Genomic DNA, 16,820 nt, shown 5'->3' with positions numbered 1-16,820 from the left:
GTTTTCCCGGTCCAAATCCGCCCTTGCGGCGAAAAAAAACGCGGCATGGGGCTTTTTCCGCGTCTTTTTGCGGTTTGCCTATTGGCGCGGCGTAGCACATGCCCTACATTTCGCCATGCCGACGGGGTCGGCGCGACCCAACCACCTATCGTTTACGGAATCAGGACATCATGGCAAAGACCGCGAAAAAGGCTGCCCCGAAAAAGGCAGCGAAGAAAGTAGCCACCAAGACCGCCGCCAAGCCGGCCGCTCCCAAGCCGATCAAGGAAGCGCTGAGCAAGTCCGCGCTGGTCGCCCACATCGTCGAAGCCAGCGGCGTCGTCGCCAAGGACGTGCGCGCGGTGATGGCCTCGCTCGAGCACGCCGTGGCCGGCTCGGTCAGCAAGAAGGGCGCCGGTTCGTTCACCCTGCCGGGCCTGCTCAAGATCACCGCCGTCAGCGTGCCGGCCAAGCCGAAGCGCAAGGGCATCAACCCGTTCACCAAGGAAGAGCAGTGGTTCGCCGCCAAGCCGGCCACCACCAAGCTGAAGGTGCGCCCGCTGAAGAAGCTCAAGGACGCCGCGCTCTGAGCAGCGTCGCCTGATCCAGGCAAGCACACCGGACGAGACGGCCTGCGCCGTCTCGTTTTTTTTGCGCGCTCGCCGCCGCCCTTAGCGGGATTGACAGCCCGCTAAGGCGACGCCGGCTATACCGGTGCTTCAATTCGAAAGGAACGCGTGCATGAAGCTACAGGGCTTTCTCGACCAACTGCTGCAATCGGCGCAGGGCGCCGCCGGCCAGGCCATGGCCAAGACCGGCACGTCCGCCTCGGCGGGATCGCCCGCCAGGAGCGGCGGCCTCGGCGGCATGCTCAACGCCGACTTCGGCAAGGGCGCCCTGAGCGGCGGCGCGCTCGGCCTGCTGCTGGGCAAGAACCGCACCACGCGCAAGCTGGCGACCTATGGCGGCCTGGCCGCGATCGGGGTGATGGCCTACCGCGCCTACGGCGACTACAAGCGCCAGCAACTCGGTGCCGCCGCGCCGGAAGAACCGCAGACCCTGGACCGGTTGCCGCCGCTGGAAGTGGAACAGCACAGCCAGGCGATCCTGCGCGCGCTGGTCGCCGCGGCCAAGGCCGACGGCCATATCGACACCCGCGAACGCGAACTGATCGAAGGCGAGTTCACCCGCCTCGACGGCGACGAGGACGTGCAGCGCTGGCTGCACGCGGAACTGGAGAAGCCGCTGGACCCGGCCGAAGTGGCGAAAGCCGCGACGACGCCGGAAATCGCCTCGGAGATGTATCTGGCCAGCCTGCTCGCCGCCGACGAACAGAGCTTCATGGAACGCAGCTACCTGGACGAACTGGCGCGCCAGCTCGGCATCGACGACGCGCTGAAGCAGCAGTTGCAGAAGCAGGCCGGCACGCAGGCTGGCTGAGGCGATGCCGGCAGCGGCGCCCTCGCCTGCGCGGACGCTGCGCCGTTGGCTGCTGCGCTCGACCGCACTGGCCTGCACGGCGCTCGCGCTGGCCTGGGCCTGGCAGCAGCCGTGGGCGCTGCGTGCGCGGGCCGGTTGGGAACTGGCGCGGCAGCCGCCGCCCACCGCGCTGCGCATGCCGGTGCAAGGCGTGGACCCGCGCCGCGTGGCCGCCACCTTCGGCGCGCCGCGCGGTCGCGATCGCCAGCACGCCGGCGTGGACATCTTCGCCAAGCGCGGCACGCCGGTGCTGTCGGCCACGCGTGGCATCGTGGTCGCGGTCGCCGAGCGCGGCCTCGGCGGCCGCCAGGTGTGGGTGATGGGTCCGGCCCGGCAACGCCATTACTACGCACATCTGCAGGACTGGGCGCCGGACCTGCAGGTCGGCGACCTGGTCGAGGCTGGCAATCCGCTCGGCACGGTCGGCGACAGCGGCAACGCGCGCGGCACGCCGCCGCATCTGCACTACGGCGTCTATGCCGAGGGCGGTGCCTACGATCCGCTGCCGCTGCTGCGTGCGGCGCGCTGAACGGTCGCAAAGAGGCGTGCCATCGCGCCCAAGGCATCTAAACCGAGTCTGGCTGGCTGTTCTGCGAGGGAAATGGCAACGCGCCTCTGACGGCCGGATCCACGCCGCGTAGCGCCGATCGACGGCCATGGCCCAACCCGCACGGCCGCCGCCTGCGGCACGACCGGCGTCCGATGCTTGATGACGTGCCCTGGAACAGAGCGTCGCGGCCATCCCTCTCGTGATAGCGGCGGACGGCGCCTATCTTGAGTCGACCGACCCGCCGTGCGCACGCCCATGACCGCCTCCCAACGCTACCGCATCACCGTCACGCCGATCGAGGCCGACGGGCTGCAATGCCAAGGCCGCTGCACCATCGAATTCGAGGCCCGCTGCCGGCAGGACTGGATGCGCCTGCTCGAAGCCGCGCAGCGTCATCCCGGCCTGCACGGCGACGAGCGCGCCGCGCTGACCGTCGGCACGCAACTGCTGCGCGGACTCAGCGAGCGCAGCGGCAGCGAGGCGCAGGCCTTGCTGGCACCGCTGCGTCCGGCGCTGGATGCGATCCTGGCGCGGCTGGCGCCGACCGCCGCGTGACCAGCCGGCGCACGCGTTTCCGCAGGCCTGACCGCTTCACCCCACTCTTCCGCTAATCGCGCATTCACCGGCTGCGGTTATGTTGAACCCCTGATTCCGCCAAGGCACCACATCCCATGAAGCTCCGCCTGCTGACCTTGCGCGCCGCCGCGCTGCTGACCCTCGTTGCCGCGACCCAGCTGCAGGCCGAGCCGATGATCCAGGGCAAACAGGTCAGCGTCGGCGCTGCCGATGTGCAGCAGTATCTGGACGGCAGCTTCCCGCAGACGCACAAGGCGCTCGGCGGGTTGGTGAAGATGACCATCCGCGATCCCAAGCTGTCGCTGCCGCCGGGCGACCGGCTGAAGATGCAGTTCGACCTGAGCATGGCCACAGGCGGCGGCGCGCCGACCCCGCTGGGCACGGTGCTGCTGACCAGCGGGCTGCGCTACGAACAGCAGACTCAGGGCTTCCACCTGCAATCGCCGACCATCGACGATTTCCGCCCAGCCGCCAACGGCGGCAAGCTCGACGCCAACACCCGCGAGTTGCTCAACGTCTGGCTGGGCGACTACGCGCGCAAGGAACCCATCTACAAGCTGGATCCGGCGCTGGGCGCGGTCATGGGCAACGTGCAGATCGAATCGGCGGCGGTGGAGAACGGCAAGCTGGTGGTGCACTTCAACCAGGACATCGGAAAGCTGGTACCGGCCGGCGCGCTGTCGGGGCAGTGAGGCTGCGCTGCGGCAGGTGAGGCGGTGACGCTGCGCGCCGCGGATCAGGGCGAGGGAGAAACCGCGTATTGGCTTCGGTGCGAGTCGCGCGCGACGTTTTGGACGCGACAATTGACGGGGAGCTCTGCAGGAACCTAACCGGTTGGACAACGTCGGGCGTCTGATGCCGTCTGTCGCGGCTGAAGCCGCTCCTACAGTGCAGCTGGTGGGCCACTGCTTTTCTGTAGGAGCGGCTTCAGCCGCGACACTGCTCTCGGCCCGAACGCGATCCGACTGCTGCATTCCCCGGTCGGGGCTGAAACCCCTTCCTACAAAAAAGCGGCGGCCCACAGGCCGCCGTTTCTCGTTGCGCAGGCCGGGCGCCGAACTCAGCCCAGCGCCTTGGCCACCGCCGCGGCGAACGCGGGAATGTCGTCCGGCTTGCGGCTGGTGATCAGGTTGCCGTCCACCACCACGTCCGCATCCTGCCAGCGCCCGCCGGCATTGCTCAGGTCGGTCTTCACCGACGGCCACGAGGTCACCTGCTTGTCGCGCACCAGGCCGCTTTCGGCCAGCAGCCAGGGGCCGTGGCAGATCGCCGCGACCGGCTTGCCGGCGCCGGCGAAGGACTGGATGAAACGGATCGCGGTGGCTTCTGTGCGCAGGTTGTCCGGATTGATCACTCCGCCCGGCAGCACCAGCGCGTCGTAGTCGCCGGCATCGGCCTGGGCCAGGCGCTTGTCGACCGGCACGCTGTCGCCCCAGTCCTTCTTGTTCCAGCCGCGGATGCTGGAGGCGTCGCCGGGCGCGATCACATCGACCTGCGCGCCCCACGATTCCAGCAGCCGCTTGGGCTCCTGCAACTCGGACTGTTCGAAGCCGTCGGTGGCCAGGACCGCGACGCGCTTGCCGGACAGGGAAGATGCTGTGCTCATGGGAAACTCCTCTACAGGGGGAGCGTCACCGTAGGAGCGCCGCGGTTGCAGCGTCGTGAGCCGCGCGTCTAGGCCACGTGCAGGTGCGCACTCAGCGCTTGGGCTGCAGCATGGTCCCGGTGCAGTTCTTGGATCCGCAGCGGCACTCCCAGATCTTCTTCAGCCGCGGCGTATGCCGTTCGCCCAGGGTGATGCCGTAGTTGTAGGTCAATTCCTCGCCCGGCTTGATGGCGCGCAACGTCTCGATCACCACCTTGTCCTGGCGCCGGTCGTCGCCTTCGGCCTCGATGATCACCGCCTCGCAGTTGGGCGCGCAGCTGTGGTTGATCCAGCGCGCGTCGTTGCCTTCGTAATTGGCGTCGATCACGTAGTCGTCGCTGAGGGTGAACAGGAAGGTGTGCCCGGTCTCGACATCGCCGGCCTCGTCGCGATCCACTTCGGCATGGGTGCGGCGGCGGCCCTTGTACTCGATGACCCGCTCGCCTTTCTTGAGCGGCAGCACGGCGAACACGCCATTGCCATGGATGCGGGACTTGCGGGCGGCGATCTTGCGGGGCATGCGGCGGTCCGGAACGGGAAAGCGCTGATTCTGGCGCACATCGGCGGCGATCCCAAGCCCCGCGGATCGCGCCAGGCTGCCGTGCCGGGGCCGCTGGCGGCGCCGATCGCCGCGATAGGGAAAAACATGAACGCGCGGCTTGGACGCCGGCGCCGCGAAAGCGTACAATTTCGGTCCGCATTGAATTCCGGCCGTTGCCCCATGCTCCGCGTCACCAAGTTGACCGATTACGCCACCGTCGTGCTGACCGTGCTTGCCGCGCGTCCCGGCGAGGTGCTGAGCGCGACCGAACTGGCCGAGCAGTCAGGGCTGGAGCCGCCCACCGTCAGCAAGCTGCTCAAGCCGCTGGCCCAGGCCGGGCTGGTCGAAGGCCTGCGCGGCGTGCACGGCGGCTACCGGCTGGCGCGCCCGGCCGACGCCATCACCCTGATCCAGATCGTCGAGGCGATGGAAGGCCCGCTGGCGATCACCGAATGCAGCCACCAGGAAAGCCAGTGCAGCATCGCGCAGAAATGCGGCGTGCGTTCCAACTGGCGGTTGATCAACGACGTGGTCGCCGATGCGCTGCGCGGCGTGACCCTGGCGCAGATGCTGCACCCGCTTCCCTCTTCCGGCGAAACCAGACGGCGTCCGATCGCCGTGCGTTTCGCGACCACCTGACTGTAGGCAGCCCCCATGGCCACCGAAAACGCTGAAATCCTGGAACGGCTGGGACGTCGCTACGACGCCGGCTTCATTACCGACATCGAATCCGACTCGTTCCTGCCCGGCTTGAACGAAGACGTCGTGCGCGCCCTGTCCGTCAAGAAAGACGAGCCGGAGTGGATGACCGAGTGGCGCCTGGCCGCCTACCGGCACTGGCTGAAGATGCCGATGCCGCACTGGGCCAAGCTCAACATCGCGCCGATCGATTTCCAGGCGCTGAGCTACTACTCCGCGCCCAAGGGTCCCAAGTACGCCTCGCTGGACGACGTGCCCAAGGAACTGCTGGACACCTACGACAAGCTCGGTGTGCCGCTGCACGAGCGCGCCAAGCTGGCCGGCGTGGCGGTGGACGCGGTGTTCGACTCGGTCTCGGTCGGCACCACCTTCCGCAAGGAACTGGCCGAGAAGGGCGTGATCTTCTGCTCGATGTCCGAGGCGATCAAGGAACATCCGGAAATCGTCAGGCAGTACCTGGGCAGCGTGGTACCGGTCGGCGACAACTACTTCGCCGCGCTCAATTCGGCGGTGTTCTCCGACGGCAGCTTCGTGTTCATTCCCAAGGGCGTGCGCTGCCCGATGGAACTGAGCACCTACTTCCGCATCAACGCCGGCCACACCGGCCAGTTCGAACGCACCTTGATCGTGTGCGAGGACAAGGCCTACGTGTCCTACCTGGAAGGCTGCACCGCGCCGATGCGCGACGAGAACCAGCTGCATGCGGCGGTGGTCGAGCTGGTGGTGCTGGAAGACGCCGAGATCAAGTATTCGACCGTGCAGAACTGGTACCCGGGCGACGAGAACGGCGTCGGCGGCATCTACAACTTCGTGACCAAGCGCGGCGAATGCCGCGGCGCGCGCAGCAAGATCACCTGGACCCAGGTCGAGACCGGTTCGGCGATCACCTGGAAGTATCCCTCCTGCGTGCTGCTCGGCGACGACTCGGTCGGCGAGTTCCACTCGGTGGCGCTGACCCATCATCGCCAGCAGGCCGATACCGGCACCAAGATGATCCACATCGGCAAGCGCACCAAGAGCAAGATCGTCAGCAAGGGCATCAGCGCCGGCCGCGGCCAGAACACCTACCGCGGCCTGGTCAAGGTGGAGCGCAGCGCCGAGGGCGCGCGCAACTACACCCAGTGCGATTCGCTGCTGATCGGCAAGCAGTGCGGCGCACACACCTTCCCGTACATCGAGGTCAAGCATCCCACCGCCACGGTCGAGCACGAGGCCACCACCTCCAAGATCAGCGACGACCAGCTGTTCTACTGCCGCGCCCGCGGCATCGACCAGGAAAACGCGGTGTCGATGATCGTCGACGGCTTCTGCAAGCAGGTGTTCCGCGAACTGCCGATGGAGTTCGCGGTGGAAGCCAAGAAGCTGCTCGAAGTGTCGCTGGAAGGCTCGGTCGGCTGACGCCCACCGGGCAGGGAATCGGGAATGGAGAATCGGGAATCGGTTCTCTTCCCGATTCTTCCGAGCTGCGGCAACACCTGCTTTTCCCTATTCCCCATTCTCGATTCCCAATTCCCATGCTCAACATCGAAAACCTCCACGCTTCCGTCGCCGGCAAGGACATCCTCAAGGGCCTGTCGCTGCAGGTGCAGCCCGGCCAGGTGCACGCCATCATGGGTCCCAACGGCGCCGGCAAATCCACGCTGGGCAATATCCTCGCCGGCCGCGACGGCTACGAGGTGACCCAGGGCAGCGTGCGCTTCGAAGACCGCGACCTGCTCGAGCTGGAACCGGAAGAACGCGCCGCCGCCGGCGTGTTCCTGGCCTTCCAGTACCCGGTGGAAATCCCCGGGGTCAACAACACCTACTTCCTGCGCGCCGCGCTCAACGCGCAGCGCAAGGCGCGCGGCGAGGCCGAACTGGATTCGATGCAGTTCCTGAAGCTGGTGCGGCAGAAGCTCGCCGTGCTGCACCTGAAGGACGAGCTGCTGCACCGCGGCGTCAACGAGGGTTTCTCCGGCGGCGAGAAGAAGCGCAACGAGATCTTCCAGCTGGCGGTGCTGGAGCCGAAGCTGGCGATCCTCGACGAGACCGACAGCGGCCTGGACATCGACGCGCTGAAGACCGTCGCCGAAGGCGTCAACGCGCTGCGTTCGCCCGACCGCGCGTTCCTGGTCATCACCCACTACCAGCGCCTGCTCGACTACATCAAGCCGGACGTGGTGCACGTGCTGGCCGACGGCCGCATCGTGCAAAGTGGCGGTCCGGAACTGGCGCTGGAACTGGAAGCGCATGGCTACGCATGGTTGAAGGACCGTGTGGCGCCGGAGGCGACGGCCTGATGAGCGCCCTGCTCGACTCCCTGGCGGCCGCCTTCCACGGCGACGGCGCACGCCGCGCACCGCTGGAACAGGCGCTGCGCGACGGCCTGCCCGGCCCGCGCAGCGAAGCGTGGAAGTACACCTCGCTGCGTGCGCTGGAGCGGCGCAGCTTCAGCCCGGCGCCGAGCGCGGCGCCCGCCGTGGATGCGGCCATCGTCGACGGCATTCCTGCGCCGCGGCTGGTGTTCGTCAACGGCCGCGCCAGCGATGCGCTGTCCGACCTGGCCGGCCTGCCGGCCGGGGTCGAACTGCAGCGCCTGTCCACGATCCTGCGCAGCGGCGACGATGCGATGCGCTTCCTCGGCCGCCGCTTCGAGCGCAGCGACGAAGTGTTCGCCCAGCTCAATGCCGCGCTGGCCGACGAAGGCAGCGTGCTGCGCGTGGATGCCGGCGTGCAGGCCGCGGTGCCGCTGCACCTGGTGTTCGTGTCCACCGCCGGCGCCGGCGACCATGCCTGGCACCATCGCCACCTGATCGAACTGCGCCAGGACGCGGCGCTGTCGCTGGTCGAGCATCACCTGCACCTGGGAGAGGCCGCGCACCTGAGCAACACCCTGGCGCACGTGCACCTGGCCGCGGGCGCGCAGCTGACCCACGCGCGGGTGCAGGCGGACGCGTCCGGCGTCACCGCGCTGCTGCGCACCGATGCGGTGCTGGCGCGCGACGCGCAGTACCGGCGCATCGACCTGGAGCTGGGCGGCGCGCTGTCGCGGCACGAGCTCAACGTGCGCCTGGAAGGCGACAACGCGCGGCTGGTCGCCAACGGCGTGCTGCTCGGCAACGGCCGCCGCCAGATCGACACCCGCCTGGGCATCGAGCACATCGCCCGCGACACCGCCTGCGAACTGCTGTGGCGCGGCGTGGCCGCTGCGCGCAGCCGGGTGGTGTTCCATGGCGGCATCCACATCCGCCAGGGCGCCGACGGCAGCGATGCCAACCTGTCGAACAAGAACCTGCTGCTGTCCGCCGATGCCGAGATCGATACCCAGCCGGTGCTGGTGATCGACGCCGACGAGGTCAAGGCCGCACACGGCGCCACCGTCGGCCAGCTCGACGCCAATGCGCTGTTCTACCTGCGCTCGCGCGGGCTGCCGCGCGAGCGCGCGCAGCAGTTGCTGACCGCCGCGTTCTGCCGCGAACCGCTGCGCGTGCTGGATGCGGGGCTGAGCGAATTCCTGGTCGCGCGCCTGGACCAGGCGCTGGCCGCCGCGGGCGTGGCATGAGCAGCGTCGCCCCGCACAAGACCGCGCCGGACCAGGCGCCGGACTGGGACAAGGTCCGCAGCGATTTCCCGCTGCTGATGCGGCAGGTGCACGGCAAGCCGCTGATTTATTTCGACAACGCCAACACCGGGCAGAAGCCGCTGCAGGTGATCGCGGCGCTGGACGAGTTCTACCGCCGCTACAACGCCAACGTCAGCCGCGCGGTGCACGCGCTGGGCACCGAGGCTACCGACGCCTACGAGGGCGCGCGCAACAAGCTGGCGCGCTTCCTCAACGTGCGCGCCGACGAGCTGGTGCTGTGCAGCGGCACCACCTTCGCGATCAACCTGGTGGCCTATTCGTGGGCGCTGCCGCGGCTCAAGGCCGGCGACAGCATCCTGGTGTCGCGGATGGAGCACCACGCCAACATCGTGCCGTGGCAACTGGTCGCGCAGCGCACCGGCGCCACCATCAAGGTCGCCGAGATCACCGCCGACGGCGCGCTGGACCTGGACGCGCTGCGCAAGGCGATGACCCCGGACGTGAAGCTGCTGGCGCTGACCCACGTGTCCAACGTGCTGGGCACGGTCAATCCGGTGCGCGAGATCTGCCGCGAGGCGCGCAAGCGCGGCATCGTCAGCGTCATCGACGGCTCGCAGGCCGCGCCGCACCGCGCCCTGGACGTGGCCGCGATCGGCTGCGACTTCTACGCCATCACCGGGCACAAGATGTGCGGCCCGACCGGCACCGGCGCGCTGTGGGCGCGGCGCGAGCATCTACAGGCGATGCCGCCGTTCATCGGCGGCGGCGAGATGATCAAGGAAGTCAGCTTCGACGGCACCGTGTTCAACGATCCGCCGCACAAGTTCGAAGCCGGCACCCCCAACATCGCCGGCTTCGTCGGCCTGGGCGCGGCGGTGGACTACCTGACCGGGCTGGGCCTGGAACACGTGGAAGCGCGCGAGACCGAACTGCTGGCGCATTTCACCGAGGAACTGCAGAAGATCGACGGCCTGCGCATCTTCGGCACCGCGCCGGGCAAGGCCGCGGTGGTGTCGTTCCTGGTCGAGGGCGCGCACGCCCACGACCTGGCCACGCTGCTGGACCTGGAAGGCGTGGCGGTGCGCTCCGGCCAGCACTGCGCGCACCCGCTGCTGCAGTTCTACGGCGTCGCCGCCACCTGCCGCGCCTCGCTGGCGTTCTACAACACCCACGCCGAGATCGAGCGCTTCGTGGCGGCGTTGCTGAAGGTGCGCAAGCTGTTGAGGTAGGCAGGGAATCGGGAGTGGGGAATCGAGAATCGGCAAAGCGCTCAGCGCGCGGGCTACGCCCGGCCAACGCAGTGAGCGCACGCCTCTCGATTCCCGATTCTCCATTCCCCATTCCCAGCTCCAAAGCCTAAAATCGGCCCATGCACACCCTCACCTTCCGCACCGCCACCGTCGCCGATCTCGACGCCATCGCCGCCCTGGTCACCTCGGCCTATCGCGGCGACAGCAGCCGCATCGGCTGGACCACCGAAGCCGACCTGCTCGACGGCAACCGCATCGATCGCGAGGTGCTGCGCGCCGACATCCTGCGTCCGCGCAGCCTGGTGCTGCTGGCCGAGCGCGACGGCGACCTGATCGCCTGCGCACACATCGCCGACGACGACGGCGCCGGCTATTTCGGCATGTTCTCGGTGCAGCCGCAGGCGCAGGGCGGCGGCCTGGGCAAGACCGTGCTGGCCGAGGCCGAACGCATCGCCTGGCAGGAATGGCAGCTGCCGGTGATGCGGATGGCGGTGATCGACGTGCGCGACGAACTGATCGCCTTCTACGAGCGCCGCGGCTACCGCCGCACCGGGATCAAGAAACCCTTCCCCTACGGCGACGCACGCTTCGGCGCGCCCAAACGCGACGACCTGCGCTTCGAAGTGCTGGAAAAACCGCTGGGCGGCGCCGCATGAGCGAGACCTGGACCTTCGTCTGCGCCGACGGCGCGCTGGCGCCGGGCGAGACCGCGACGGTGTGGGACGAAGTGACCGCCACCCCGATCGTGGTGTTCAACCTCGACGGCACCTTCTACGCGTTGGAGGACCGCTGCAGCCACGAGGACTACGAGCTGTCCCCCGGCACCTTCGATGCCGCCGCCGGCAGCATCGAATGCCTGCTGCACGGTGCCCGTTTCGACATCCGCGACGGCCGTCCGTTGTGCGCACCGGCCTACAGTCCGGTGCCCAAGTTCCCGGTGAAGTCCGAACACGGCGGACTGTGGACCCGCGACGACCGCGACTGAGCGCGCCGCTGCGCTCGCCCCCGAAAATCTTTATCTTTCAAATATCTACAGCGGAACAAGCTGCTTGCGCGGCGATCCCGGGAGCAGCGCCACCGGCCGCCATGTAACGCAATGTAACGAAAGCTATTGCAAATAATTCGCATTTGCGAGGAAATAGATGTGATGTCCGCGTTAAGCGGCCAGCGGCAGCCGGTCCATCCGGCCACCCTCCGACCTTTCGCACGCGCTTCCCTGTCCTTGCGGACACGGCGGCAGCGTGCGCGGCGGACCGCCCTTCCATCCTGCATAGCCGAACCTTCCATGACCTCCCCGATCAAGAGCCGCAAGCACGCCGTTTCCCGCCAGGTCTCCGCGCAGACCCTCACCGCCGCCGCGCTGCTGAGCGGCCTGAGCCTGCTGTCCGCTCCGGCGCTGGCCGCCGATGCCGCGGCTGCCGACCAGCCCACCACCCTGGACAAGGTCGACGTGGAAGCGCAGCGCGCCAAGCGCTACCTGGTGGAAACCCCGGACTCGCCCAAGTTCACCCAGCCGCTGATCGACACCCCGCAGACGATCAACGTGATCAGCAAGGACCTGTTCAACGAACAGGGCGCCACCACGCTGACCGAGGCGCTGCGCAACAGCCCGGGCGTGGGCACCTTCTACGTCGGCGAGAACGGCAACACCACCACCGGCGATGCGATCTACATGCGCGGCTTCGACAGCTCCAGCAGCATCTTCGTCGACGGCGTGCGCGACCTGGGCTCGATCTCGCGCGATGTGTTCAACATCGAGCAGATCGAGGTCGAGAAGGGCCCGGCCGGCACCGACAACGGCCGCAGCGCGCCGACCGGCGCGATCAACCTGGTGACCAAGCAGGCGAACCTGACCGATGCGGTCAGCGGCACGCTGTCCGGCGGCAGCGACAACCAGCGCCGCGTCACCGCGGACTGGAACCAGGCGCTGGGCGCCAGCAGCGCGCTGCGGGTCAACGTCATGGGCCAGGACAGCGATGCGATCGGCCGCGACCACGTCAACAACAAGCGCTGGGGCCTGGCCTCGTCGCTGGTGTTCGGTCTCGGCAGCGACACCCGTTATTACTTCGACCTGCTGTACGTGAAGCAGGACAACGTGCCCGACGGCGGCGTGCCGACCTTCGGCCTGCCCGGCTACACCTCGCCCGATCCTGCGCGTCCCTGGCTGACCAACGCCCCGCGCGTGGACAGCGAGAACTTCTACGGCACCCGCTACGACCACGACGACGTGACCGCGAAGATGGCGACCTTCCGCTTCGAGCACGACTTCTCCGACACGGTCAAGCTGACCAACACCGCGCGCTGGGGCCGCAACGAACAGGACTACCTGCTGTTCGCGTTCATGCCCAACACCGCCAACCTGCGCACGCCGAACCCCGCCGACACCTCGACCTGGACGGTGGCGCGCAGCCTGCCCACGTTCAAGGACCAGCAGTACACCATCCTCACCGACCAGCTGAACCTGCGCGTGGACTTCGCCACCGGCGCGGTGCAGCACAACCTCAGCACCGGCGTGGAAGCCGCGCGCGAGGAGCTGCAGAGCTGGGGCCACAACATCGTCAACCGCGCCGCCTGGCTGGCGGCCAACCCGGCCAACGTCTACGCCCCGGACTGGAACACCACGCCGCTGTTCACCGCGCGCAACGGCGCGCACAGCAAGGGCACCACCACCACGTTCTCGGCCTACGCCTTCGACACGCTGAAGTTCGGCGACAGCTTCCTGGTCACCGCCGGCGTGCGCGCCGACCGCTACAAGACCGACTTCAACAGCCTGACCTGCACCACCGCCACCTCCACCGCCGTGCCCTGCACCACCGCGGTCGGCGTGGACGCGGACGTGTCTGATACGCTGTTCAGCTGGAAGCTCGGCGCGGTCTACAAGGCGGCCGACAACGTCAGCCTGTACGCCAACTACGCGATCTCGCAGCAGCCTCCCGGCGGCAGCTCGCTGGAACTGAGCGCGTCGGCCAACAACGCCAACAATCCGAGCTTCGACCCGCAGAAGGCCAAGACCGCCGAAGTCGGCACCAAGTGGAACTTCCTGGACGACAACCTGTTCGTGACCATGGCGCTGTTCCGCACCGACGTCAGCAACGAGATCGCGCAGGGCAGCGACGGGCTGTACTACCAGACCGGCGAGAAGCAGGTGCAGGGCGTGGAACTGTCGGCGGTCGGCAAGCTCAGCGACAATTGGTCGATCTCCACCGGCTACACCAAGCTCGACGCGCAGGTGAAGCAAGGCGCCAAGGTGTCGCAGGACGGCAGCATGGACCTGGCCTACACCCCGGACAGCGCGTTCACCGCGTGGACCACGTACACCCTGCCGTTCGGCCTGACCGTCGGCGGCGGCGCCCGCTACTCCGGCGAGATGAAGCGCGGCACCGACGGCGCGGTGGGCACGCCGACCCTGGTGAAGTCGTATACGGTATGGGACGCGGTCGTGACCTACCCGATCAACGACCACTTCAACCTGCGCCTGAACGTGTACAACGTGTTCGACAAGGACTACGTCGCGGCCATCAACAAGAGCGGCTTCCGCTACACGCCCGGCGCGCCGCGCTCGGCGATGCTGAGCGCCGAAATCAAGTTCTGACCGCCGCTTCGTCCATCCATGCGCGGCGGCCGCCTTCGCTCGAAGGCGGCCGCTGCCGGAGCGCCCCATGCTGCTGCACATCCCCGATATCCTCAGCGCCGACGAAGTGGCGCGCTTCCGCCAGGCGCTCGACGGCGCAGACTGGACCGACGGCCGCGAGACGGTCGGCGCGCAGGGCGCGCAGGTCAAGCGCAACCTGCAACTGCCCGACGCCTCGCCGCTCAAGCACGAACTCGGCCAGGCGGTGCTCAACGCGCTGGCGCGCAGCCCGCTGTATTTCGCCGCCGCGCTGCCGCTGCGCACGATCCCGCCGCGCTTCAACCGTTACGAGGGCGGCGGCGAGTACGGTTTCCACGTCGATGGTTCGGTGATGACCCTGGCCGCCAGCGCCACGCAGCCGGCGCTGACCCTGCGCACCGATCTGTCCTGCACCCTGTTCCTGTGCGAACCGGAGGAGTACGACGGCGGCGAACTGGTCATCAGCGACACCTACGGCGAGCACGAGGTGAAGCTGCCGGCGGGCGACCTGATCCTGTATCCGTCGAGCAGCCTGCACCGCGTGCTGCCGGTGACCCGCGGCGCGCGCCTGGCCTCGTTCTTCTGGGTGCAGAGCCTGGTGCGCGACGCCAGCCGGCGGCAGTTGCTGTTCGAGCTGGACACCTCGATCCAGGCGCTGACCGCAACCAAGGCCGACGCCGCGGCGCTGCTGCGGCTGAGCAACGTCTACCACAACCTGCTGCGCGACTGGTCCGAGACCTGACCCGGGCGGTCAACCGGGACGGCGCCGCTGCGTTTGAGGTGTAGCCCGACCATTGCCGGGCCGCATCTGCGGCGGCAGCACCGCCGCAATTGCGACTAATTCTCATTTATGTAGAATGCATCCCGCCCTACTTCGATTCGACCGCCGCGTTGTCCGACTCCTCCTCTCCCGATCTGGCCACGGCGCAGCAGCGCCGCGGTTTCTGGCTGCGCACGCTGCACCAGTGGCACTGGATCAGCTCGGCGCTGTGCCTGATCGGCATGCTGGTGTTCGCCGCTACCGGGCTGACCCTCAACCACGCCGCGCGCATCGAGGCCAAGCCGCAGGTGCTCAATCGCACGACGCAGCTGCCGGCCACGTTGCTGCAACGGCTCGGCGCCCATGCCGATGGCGACGCGCCGCTGCCGCGGCCGGTGTCGGCCTGGCTGGAACGCGAACTGGCGCTGAGCCTGGGCCGGCAACCGGCCGAGTGGTCGGCCGACGAGGTGTACCTGGCGCTGCCCGGTCCCGGCCGCGATGCCTGGCTGAGCATCGACCGCGCCAGCGGCGCGGTCGAGTACGAGCGCACCGACCGCGGCTGGATCTCCTATTTCAACGACCTGCACAAGGGCCGCAATGCCGGCCCGGCGTGGGGCTGGTTCATCGACCTGTTCGCGGTGGCCTGCCTGGTGTTCTGCATCACCGGCCTGTTCCTGCTGCAGCTGCATGCGCGGCAGCGGCGCTTGACCTGGCCGCTGGTCGGGCTGGGCCTGCTGATTCCGCTGCTGATCGCACTGCTGCTGATCCACTGATCCGATCCACCTCTTTCACCCCATGGAGCCTCGCATGCGCGTCACCCTGACCATCGCCCTGAGCGGCCTGCTGTCGATGCCCGCGTATGCGGCCACGCTGGAACTGGACGTGGAGATTCCCAAGCTCAACGTCGCCGAATACCACCGCCCCTATGTCGCGATCTGGGTGGAAGGCGCCGACCAGCAGGTCGCGCGCAACCTGGCGGTCTGGTACCAGTCCAAGGACACCGCCGAAGGCCACGGCACCAAGTGGCTGCCGGACCTGCGCCAGTGGTGGCGGCGCAGCGGGCGCACGCTGCAGATGCCGGTGGACGGCGTCAGCGGCCCGACCCGCCCGGCCGGCAAGCACGCGCTGGCGTTCACCGACGCGCAGCAGCTCAAGGGCCTGGCGCCGGGCCAGTACACGCTGGTGGTCGAGGCGGTCCGCGAAGTCGGCGGCCGCGAGCTGCTGAAGATCCCGTTCGCGTGGCCGGCCAAGGCCGGCGCAACCGGCAGCGCGCAAGGCAACAGCGAACTGGGCGCGGTGCGCCTGAGCGTCAAGCCGTGATTCCCTCTTTCGTCGCAAGGAGCAAGTCCATGAAGCGTTCTTTCGTGCTGGCATTGGCCATCGCCGCAGTGCTGCCGTTCTCCGCCCTCGCCCACAAGGCCTGGCTGCAACCCTCGCAGACCGTGCTCGCCGGCGAGCGGCCGTGGATCACCGTCGATGCGGCGGTGTCCAACGACCTGTTCTACTTCAACCACGTGCCGCTGCGCCTGGACACCCTGGCCATCACCGCGCCCGACGGCAGCGCGGTGCAGCCGCAGAATCCGGCCACCGGCAAGTACCGCAGCATGTTCGACGTGGAACTGCTGCAGACCGGCACCTACCGGCTGGCCCTGGTCAACGACGGCCTGTTCGCCAACTGGAACGAGAACGGCCAGCGCAAGCGCTGGCGCGGCAACGCCGCCAGCTTCGCCAGCGAAGTGCCGAAGGACGCGAAGGACCTGCAGGTGTCGCAATCGCTGGGCCGGGTGGAAACCTTCGTCACCAACGGCGCGCCCAACCAGACCGCGCTCAAGCCCAGCGGCCGCGGCCTGGAACTGGTGCCGGTGACCCATCCCAACGACCTGTTCGCCGGCGAGAAGGCCACCTTCAAGCTGCAGATCGACGGCAAGCCGGCGCCGGGGCTGGAGGTGGAGATCGTGCGCGGCGGCACCCGCTACCGCAACGCGCAGGACGAACTGAAGCTGACCACCGACGCGCAGGGCAGCTTCAGCGTGACCTGGCCGGAAGCGGGCATGTACTGGCTGGAAACCACCAGCGAGGACAGCAAGACCTCGTTGCCGCAGGCCAAGCAGCGCCGGCTCAGCTACGTGGCGACGCTGGAAGTGCTGCCGCAGTGACCGCGACAGCGCA

Annotated in this window: 19 protein-coding genes; 17 read left to right on the top strand and 2 right to left on the bottom strand. The window is 68.2% G+C overall.

The window, feature by feature from the left end; genetic code table 11:
* The first annotated feature begins 170 nt into the window (after window positions 1-170).
* The 5 genes from AB8810_RS07800 (at window position 171) to AB8810_RS07780 (ending at window position 3,276) form a co-directional block, all read left to right on the top strand.
* On the top strand, window positions 171-569 hold the full coding sequence (locus AB8810_RS07800; RefSeq protein WP_145708001.1) for an HU family DNA-binding protein: 399 nt from the start codon (window positions 171-173) through the stop codon (window positions 567-569).
* Window positions 570-720: 151 nt separating this feature from the next.
* Window positions 721-1,419, top strand: coding sequence for a tellurite resistance TerB family protein (locus tag AB8810_RS07795; RefSeq protein ID WP_179566155.1), 699 nt, complete (start codon window positions 721-723; stop codon window positions 1,417-1,419).
* Window positions 1,420-1,423: 4 nt separating this feature from the next.
* Window positions 1,424-1,987, top strand: coding sequence for a M23 family metallopeptidase (locus AB8810_RS07790; RefSeq protein WP_369916088.1), 564 nt, complete (start codon window positions 1,424-1,426; stop codon window positions 1,985-1,987).
* A 276-nt stretch (window positions 1,988-2,263) separates the two neighbouring features.
* Window positions 2,264-2,563 (top strand): DUF3861 family protein, encoded by a 300-nt coding sequence (locus AB8810_RS07785; protein WP_369916086.1) that lies wholly within the window; start codon window positions 2,264-2,266, stop codon window positions 2,561-2,563.
* 116 nt (window positions 2,564-2,679) lie between these two features.
* The gene (locus AB8810_RS07780; protein ID WP_179566165.1) at window positions 2,680-3,276 is read left to right on the top strand and encodes a DUF1439 domain-containing protein; all 597 of its coding nucleotides are present in this window, start codon (window positions 2,680-2,682) and stop codon (window positions 3,274-3,276) included.
* Window positions 3,277-3,644: 368 nt separating this feature from the next.
* On the opposite strand, the gene AB8810_RS07775 is transcribed toward AB8810_RS07780, so the two are convergent.
* On the bottom strand, window positions 3,645-4,190 hold the full coding sequence (locus AB8810_RS07775; RefSeq protein WP_191825724.1) for a type 1 glutamine amidotransferase domain-containing protein: 546 nt from the start codon (window positions 4,188-4,190) through the stop codon (window positions 3,645-3,647).
* A gap of 91 nt (window positions 4,191-4,281) precedes the next feature.
* Complete coding sequence (locus tag AB8810_RS07770; RefSeq protein ID WP_179566169.1) at window positions 4,282-4,749, bottom strand: SET domain-containing protein; 468 nt, start codon at window positions 4,747-4,749, stop codon at window positions 4,282-4,284.
* Between the two features lie 201 nt (window positions 4,750-4,950).
* Here AB8810_RS07770 and AB8810_RS07765 point away from each other — a divergent pair, with 201 nt between their 5' ends.
* From AB8810_RS07765 to AB8810_RS07710, 12 genes are all read left to right on the top strand, one after another.
* The gene (locus AB8810_RS07765; RefSeq protein WP_179566171.1) at window positions 4,951-5,409 is read left to right on the top strand and encodes an SUF system Fe-S cluster assembly regulator; all 459 of its coding nucleotides are present in this window, start codon (window positions 4,951-4,953) and stop codon (window positions 5,407-5,409) included.
* 15 nt (window positions 5,410-5,424) lie between these two features.
* A complete protein-coding gene (gene sufB / locus AB8810_RS07760) occupies window positions 5,425-6,867 on the top strand; it encodes a Fe-S cluster assembly protein SufB (protein WP_179566173.1) in 1,443 nt (480 codons plus the stop codon).
* 116 nt (window positions 6,868-6,983) lie between these two features.
* Window positions 6,984-7,748, top strand: a complete 765-nt coding sequence (gene sufC, locus AB8810_RS07755; protein ID WP_179566176.1) for a Fe-S cluster assembly ATPase SufC — start codon at window positions 6,984-6,986, stop codon at window positions 7,746-7,748.
* On the top strand, window positions 7,748-9,010 hold the full coding sequence (gene sufD, locus AB8810_RS07750) for a Fe-S cluster assembly protein SufD (protein ID WP_369916083.1): 1,263 nt from the start codon (window positions 7,748-7,750) through the stop codon (window positions 9,008-9,010). The genes sufC and sufD overlap by 1 nt, the downstream gene beginning before the upstream one ends.
* Window positions 9,007-10,260 (top strand): cysteine desulfurase, encoded by a 1,254-nt coding sequence (locus AB8810_RS07745; RefSeq protein ID WP_369916081.1) that lies wholly within the window; start codon window positions 9,007-9,009, stop codon window positions 10,258-10,260. Before sufD ends, AB8810_RS07745 begins: the two co-directional genes overlap by 4 nt.
* A gap of 140 nt (window positions 10,261-10,400) precedes the next feature.
* Window positions 10,401-10,937: a GNAT family N-acetyltransferase gene (locus tag AB8810_RS07740; RefSeq protein WP_053841579.1), complete on the top strand. Its 537-nt coding sequence runs from the start codon at window positions 10,401-10,403 to the stop codon at window positions 10,935-10,937.
* Window positions 10,934-11,266, top strand: coding sequence for a non-heme iron oxygenase ferredoxin subunit (locus AB8810_RS07735; RefSeq protein ID WP_053841580.1), 333 nt, complete (start codon window positions 10,934-10,936; stop codon window positions 11,264-11,266). The genes AB8810_RS07740 and AB8810_RS07735 overlap by 4 nt, the downstream gene beginning before the upstream one ends.
* A gap of 300 nt (window positions 11,267-11,566) precedes the next feature.
* A complete protein-coding gene (locus AB8810_RS07730) occupies window positions 11,567-13,873 on the top strand; it encodes a catecholate siderophore receptor Fiu (protein WP_369916078.1) in 2,307 nt (768 codons plus the stop codon).
* 67 nt (window positions 13,874-13,940) lie between these two features.
* Window positions 13,941-14,633: a Fe2+-dependent dioxygenase gene (locus tag AB8810_RS07725; RefSeq protein ID WP_179566184.1), complete on the top strand. Its 693-nt coding sequence runs from the start codon at window positions 13,941-13,943 to the stop codon at window positions 14,631-14,633.
* 149 nt (window positions 14,634-14,782) lie between these two features.
* Window positions 14,783-15,424 carry a PepSY-associated TM helix domain-containing protein gene (locus AB8810_RS07720; protein WP_179566186.1) on the top strand — a complete coding sequence of 214 codons (642 nt, stop codon included), beginning with the start codon at window positions 14,783-14,785 and terminating at the stop codon, window positions 15,422-15,424.
* Between the two features lie 34 nt (window positions 15,425-15,458).
* Window positions 15,459-15,971: a DUF2271 domain-containing protein gene (locus tag AB8810_RS07715; protein WP_369916075.1), complete on the top strand. Its 513-nt coding sequence runs from the start codon at window positions 15,459-15,461 to the stop codon at window positions 15,969-15,971.
* A gap of 29 nt (window positions 15,972-16,000) precedes the next feature.
* Window positions 16,001-16,807 (top strand): DUF4198 domain-containing protein, encoded by an 807-nt coding sequence (locus AB8810_RS07710; protein WP_369916073.1) that lies wholly within the window; start codon window positions 16,001-16,003, stop codon window positions 16,805-16,807.
* The last annotated feature ends 13 nt before the right edge of the window (window positions 16,808-16,820 follow it).

This window comes from Xanthomonas sp. NCPPB 3005, assembly GCF_041228095.2.
Taxonomy (GTDB): Bacteria; Pseudomonadota; Gammaproteobacteria; order Xanthomonadales; family Xanthomonadaceae; genus Xanthomonas_A; species Xanthomonas_A bonasiae.
This window is presented reverse-complemented; position numbering and strand designations above follow the sequence as displayed.